This is a genomic window from Nonomuraea sp. NPDC051941 (genome assembly GCF_044593615.1).
Genome location: NZ_JBIUCF010000120.1, coordinates 1 through 5771, shown reverse-complemented (window position 1 = coordinate 5771; position 5771 = coordinate 1). Strand labels below are relative to the sequence as shown.

The 5771-nt window shown below is 70.0% G+C and carries 3 protein-coding genes; 1 reads left to right on the top strand and 2 read right to left on the bottom strand.

What is annotated here, in order from left to right; genetic code table 11:
• The first annotated feature begins 164 nt into the window (after positions 1–164).
• Positions 165–740, top strand: a complete 576-nt coding sequence (locus ACIHFD_RS67500) for a hypothetical protein (protein WP_397375906.1) — start codon at positions 165–167, stop codon at positions 738–740.
• A 25-nt stretch (positions 741–765) separates the two neighbouring features.
• Here the strand turns inward: ACIHFD_RS67500 and ACIHFD_RS67495 are convergent, their stop codons facing one another.
• Together ACIHFD_RS67495 and ACIHFD_RS67490 are read right to left on the bottom strand one after the other, a co-directional pair.
• On the bottom strand, positions 766–4083 hold the full coding sequence (locus ACIHFD_RS67495; RefSeq protein ID WP_397375905.1) for a BTAD domain-containing putative transcriptional regulator: 3318 nt from the start codon (positions 4081–4083) through the stop codon (positions 766–768).
• 345 nt (positions 4084–4428) lie between these two features.
• Positions 4429–5289 carry a recombinase family protein gene (locus ACIHFD_RS67490; RefSeq protein WP_397375904.1) on the bottom strand — a complete coding sequence of 287 codons (861 nt, stop codon included), beginning with the start codon at positions 5287–5289 and terminating at the stop codon, positions 4429–4431.
• Positions 5290–5771: the final 482 nt, after the last annotated feature.

Below are 5771 nucleotides of genomic sequence, written 5' to 3'. Positions count from 1 at the left end.
GCTGCGGTAATGCAGCGGCCTCCGGTCGATGTCTCGGTTTGATCACAGTGTTGGATCACAACCAGGGGTGCCGGTAACGCCCATGTCACCAGCCCAAACCGGCGATCTTTGCCGAGATTCCCAGCCTCGGCACCGTGGGGTCCCGCGATGGCCGTGTACTCGCGGTGGAAGCTGGTCGCCGAGCGGGCTCGGCGTGGGACTTCGTCGACCGGTCGGGCGGCGGGATGGAACTGGCCGTGATCAACCCCGTCGGCGTCTTCGGCCCGGCGCTCGGCCCGGACTGCTCGGTCTACGTCGAGGTGGTGGAACGACTGCTGAACGGAAAGCTGCCTGCCATTCCACGCGTGACCTTCGGGGTGGTCGACGTGCGCGACGTCGCGGACCTGCACGTGCGCGCGGTGGTCGAGCCGGGTGCTGCGGGCGAGCGGTTCCTGGCCGCCGCCGGGGTGATGTCGCTGCCGGAGATCGCGAACCTGCTGCGGGTACGGCTCGGCCCGGCGGCCCGCCGAGTGCCGACCCGGACGGCATCGGACTGGGCGATCCGCCTCGGCGCGCTGGTGAGCCCTCGCTTCGCGACGGTCGTTCCGGACCTGGGCGTGGCACGCCAGGCGTCGAGCGCGAAAACGCGTGAGGTTCTGGGCTGGCGGCCCCGGCCGATCGAGGAGACGATCCTGGACACCGCGGCCGGCTTGGCCGGCCTGGGCCTGCTCCGCAACACAACGCGAATAGCCGACGCGTAGCCGACCCCATCTCGCCGCATCGCGATCAACATCCTGCCGGATTCTGGTCGAGATCGGCCAGGAACCTCTCGGCGCGGCGGGCGAAGAGGTGGGCCCCGCGTTCGCCGGATCGGGCGCGGGCTTCGTCGGCGGCGGCTCGCACGACGTCGACGGGTTCGCCGCGGGCGTGCAGCAGGCGGGCGCGCAGCAACAGGAGAAGTCCTTCGGCATAGCGTTGGCCGTGGGCCTTGACGGCCTGGTCGGCCCGGTCGAGGGCGGTCGCGGCCTTGTCGGGCATCTCGGCTGCCAGCCACATCTCGGCGATCAGTCCGTACCAGTAGGCGAGGCCCCATCTCGGCGGGTCGAGCAGGGTCGCGGCCAGGAGATGTTCGGCCTTGGCCGCGGTGCCGGCCGGGTCGTCGCCGGTGAGGGCACGGGCCCAGTACCAGTCCAGCCGTATGTAGGCTTCCTGCGCGACGCCGGGACGGTCGGCGCTGGCCGCGACCCACCGCTCGGTCGCGTGCATCGTCCAGGTCGTGTCACCGGCCATCGTGGCGGCCATGGTTTGGTAGCGGGTCCAGCCCGACATCTCAAAGGGGTCTCCCTCGGCCTGGTACACCGTGCCGAGCAGGGACCGCCCCGTCTCGACATCGCCATGCAGCGTGGTGATCACGGCCAGATAACCGACCCACTCATCCTGGATCCGCCAACGTCCGAGGTCGTCGCGGCGTCGAACCGGGACACCCCCGACCCGGCAGGCAAGGTGGTACATGCTTTCCTGAGCCGGCCCCGGGTGCGGGTCGGCCGAGTTCGCGAGCAGCGAGGCAATGCCGTCCGCAGTGGTACGGCCTACCCAGCTGAAACACTGATACGCCGCGCCGATGTCGCCGATGTCCCAGTGGTACAGGCCCCAGGCCTGTCGGCCGTACGCCTGGATGATCGGGTTCGCGGACGCCTGGCCTTGCTCATGCAGCCGGCGAGCCCACACCCCACGGTCTTTCTCGGTGGAGACGTAGGCCCCGGTCATCCGAACGAAGAGAAACTCGGCCTCGGCCGTCTCGCGGCCGAGTCTGCGGGCAAGATATGCGCCCCGTTCCAGCAGATCGAACGTCGAGCCGCCCATTCCCGGGGGCTCGACGGCGAGGAGGTTGAGCAGCGACAGGACGGACAGTTCCAGCTCCAGCAGCCCTGCCGTCCGGGCGATCTGGACGGCCGATTCCAGGTTCCGATGGGCGGCCGCGAACGCGAGCTTGGTCGCCGCGCGGCGACCAGCGCGCGCCAGTGCCTCCGCGGTGCGAACCGGGTCGGCCAAGGGGCCGGCGCCCCGCAGGTGGTAGGCGAGGCGTTCGGCGACGGACTCGTCGTCCGCATGGATGTGTTCGAGGGCGTCGGCGACGCGCAGATGCAGCTGGACGGCCTGCCGCCGCGCAATGGTCTCGGTGACCGACTCGCGGACCAGGTCGTGCGCGAAGCGCCACGAGAACGGGTCTTCCGGCTTGGTCTCCAGGAGACCGAGTGCTTGCAGCGGTTCGAGGCGTTCGAGGCAGTCCGCGACATCGACGCCGATCGCGCGGGCGAGCAGGTCGAGGTCCACGTCGCGGCCGATGACCGCGGCGATGCGCAGCAGGCCGTGAGCGCTGTCGTCGAGACCGGACATCCGATCGCGGACGACGTCTCGCACGGTGGCCGGCACCCCGGCCCGTACTGACGCGCCGCCGTCGCCGAGCGAGCCGCCGTCGCTGAGCAGCCGGGACAGCTCCTGGACGAAGAACGGATTGCCGGCGGTGCGGGCATGGATGCCGCGGGCGACTTCGGCACCGGGATCGTGGCCGGTCTCGCGGCGGATGAGCTCGGTCACGTCGGTCAAGCCGAGCGGGCCGAGCCGGATCCTGCGGTGGCCGGGCAGCCGGCTGGCCGCGGCCAGGACCCGCGACAGATCAGAGCCGGGTACGGGTGCGCGATCGCGTAGCGCACCGATGATCACCGTGCCGGCGGGTAGCCGGGCCGTCAGGTGGCCGAACAGCTGGAGCGAGGCGGCGTCGGCCCATTGGAGGTCATCGACGATCAGCAGCGTGGGCCGTTGCGCCGAGGCCTGCCCAACGGCGGTGACGACCTGCTCGAACAGGCGAAACTGGGCACCGGTGTCGGGAATGGCCGGCGCGGCGGCGTAGTCGTCTCGCGATTCCAGGAGACTGCCGAGCTCACTGGCGAGCCACTTCTCCCGCAGCGGCGCGGGCAGGCTGTCCAGAATCGGGCGGAGCGTCTGTTCCCAGGGCCACATCGACGGTGTTCCGTCGCCTTCCAGGCACGAACCCCAGACGACCAGCGCGCCACGCCGGCTCGCTTCGGTGGCGATCTCTTGTACCAGGCGGGTCTTGCCTACGCCCGGCTCGCCTTCGACGATACGGAGCGCTGGGCGGCCGGTGAACGCCATCTCGACGGATTGCCGCAGTAGGGCGAGTTCCTCGGCCCGGCCGACCAGCCCGGCTGCCGTTCGCGCCGACGCGCCGTCATCCCCACCGTCCGTACGCGCCACGAGCGGCGACGCCGAGGGCTGCGACAGCACTCGCAGGTGTGCGGCCTGCAGCTCCGGGCCAGGATCGATACCGAGCTCGTCGGCAAGGCGGGCGCGGACCTCGCGGAACACCGACAGTGCCTCCGCCTGGCGTCCCGCCGCCCCGAGGATGGAGATGAGGCCGGCCTGTACGGGTTCGTGGAACGGCGCCATCGATGCGGCCAGCTGCAACGCCGGCAGCACCCCCGCCGGTCGGCCCAGCGACACCGCCAGTTCGGCCGCTTCGGTGCACGCGGCGTGAAACTCGTCGTCGAGGGCGGCGAAGGTCGGCAGCGCGTTCGATCGGTGCGTGAACCCGTCGCCCGCACGGCCCCGCCAGAGACCAAGCGCTTCGACATAGCGATCGAGCGCCGTTTCCAGGCGTTGCCGTGCCAGGGCCGCCTTGGCGGTCTCGACGAGTTCCCGGAAGGTGCGGAGGTCCAGGGTGCCGGGGGCGGCGGTGAACTGGTAGGAGCCGCTGCGGTGGTGCAGGTATGAGCCGGATTTACGGGCGGGGGTCGCGGGTTCGAGCAGTCGCCGCAATGCGCCGACGTATTTTTGGATGACGTTGAGCGCGCTGTTGGGGACCTCGTGGTCCCAGACCAGGTCGATCAGCTCACTCGTGCTGACCGGCCTGCCCACCCGGGCCAGAAGCAGGGCCAGCAGATAAGCCTGTTGCCGGGGGCCGGCATCCAGTTCGACACCATCGCGCCACACCCGCAACGGGCCCAGGATCTGAAGGCGTAAGAGAGCGCCACCGGCCGGCTGATCGTCGACGCCTGGCCGGACGGGATGAACGGGCAGAGCCACCTCGGCTCCCGGGTGAGTCGACAGATTGCCAGCCAGCAAACCGTCCAAATCATACCGCAGCAGTGCGAAATCTACCGGAGCCCGAGAAGGTCAGGGCGGTCACCGTCAATCGACGTGTTCGGGGGTCAGAGAGATTTGGAACGGAATCCGGCGTTGACGGGGTTCTCCCAAGGTCAGTCGCACCCTGCCATTGCGGTCTTCAGGACGTGGTAACGCCGGATTCCGTTCCATCGCAGCAGTCGGCGGGCACCCGGTGTACCCGGTCTGCCGCCGCGCGGCCGAGGCGATCCGCCTGCGATAGCTCCCGCGTTCGGCCGTTCCCCAGGCGTTGACGGGCCGGGCCCGTCAGATTGCGGTCTGCTGGTCGTGGTCGCGCAGCATGCGCAGGACGGTCGCGGCCGAGGGATGACGGCCCTTCTTCGCGCCGCTGGTGATGACGAGCCGCCCAGCGATGTCGCGCAGGCTGAAATCCTGGGCGCGCAGGTGCAGGGCCATGGACAGCATGTTCTCGTCGGTGACGGTGGCGCCGCCGATGGCCTTGCCGCGGGCGCGGGCGGACTCGTGGCCTTCCAGGGTGCGGTCGCGGATGTACTCGCGTTCCATCCCAGACAGGGCGGCCAGCACGGTGAACACCACGCCGGAAGGATCGTGGGAGCCCTGCAGCTCGCCGGAGAGGAACTCCAGGCCGATGCCGGCGGCGCGCAGCTGCTCGGCCAGGGCGGCCAGGTCGAGGCCGCGGCCGAGGCGCTTGTGCTCGTGCACCACGAGGGTGACCGCGACGCCCGCCGCGCGCAGTTCCCGGGCCAGGGTGACGGCCTTGTCGAGTTCGGGGCGGGTGGTGGCGCGGGTGGAGATCTTCTCTGCGAAGACGCGGGTGACACCGGCAGCCTTGAGCGCGTCGAGCTGGGTGTCCAGGGACTGACGGATGGTAGAGGCGCGGGCGTAGCCGATCCGCGCGTGCCCGGCCGACTCGGCGTCTGCCGCAGCCGGACGGGGCAGCTCGATCCAGGCCGTACCCGGCTTGCGGATGGCCGGGGTGGGGACGTTGAGCACTTTAGCCAGGGATGGCACGAGCCGGAACCGGGCGGTGTGGTACTGGGCAGCCACTTTGCCCCGGCCGGTCCGGCAGGGAGAGCCGGCGGGGGCGGCACAGGAGGACATCGGGCAGTCGAAGGCTTCCACGCGGGAAAAGGCGTCGTCGCTCACGCCGCGATCGTTTCATGGATGTGTTTCAAAGCTCCAGGGATTTGAAACGACTCATGGAACAGAATTGAGGCAGAGACGCCCTGGACGGCCGGATGCCGGGCGGCTGTTTCATAGGTGAGGGCTCATGAACACGCTGGCCGTGTCCTGGCGAGGCCGCGTTGCGGCGCTGGTGCACGCCGACGACCGCGCAGTCGGTGAGCGCGGCCGAAGGCGCTGTTGGACGCCCGGGATCAGGCGAAGGTGAGCGGCCCGCCGGCCAGGTACGCCGCCAGCGGACCGGTCAGCCGCCGTCGGCGTGAAATACCGGATCAACTCATCCGCGCTGATCTCCGGGAACGAGCGCAGCTGGGCCAACTGCTCCTCGGAGAACGTCTTCTCTGACAACGCACCACTTCACGTGCCGTACCGGACAAAACCGGAACGAACGTAGCGGCAGTGATCATCGGCCCGCCACAGAAGGTCAACTCCACCGTTACCGCAGG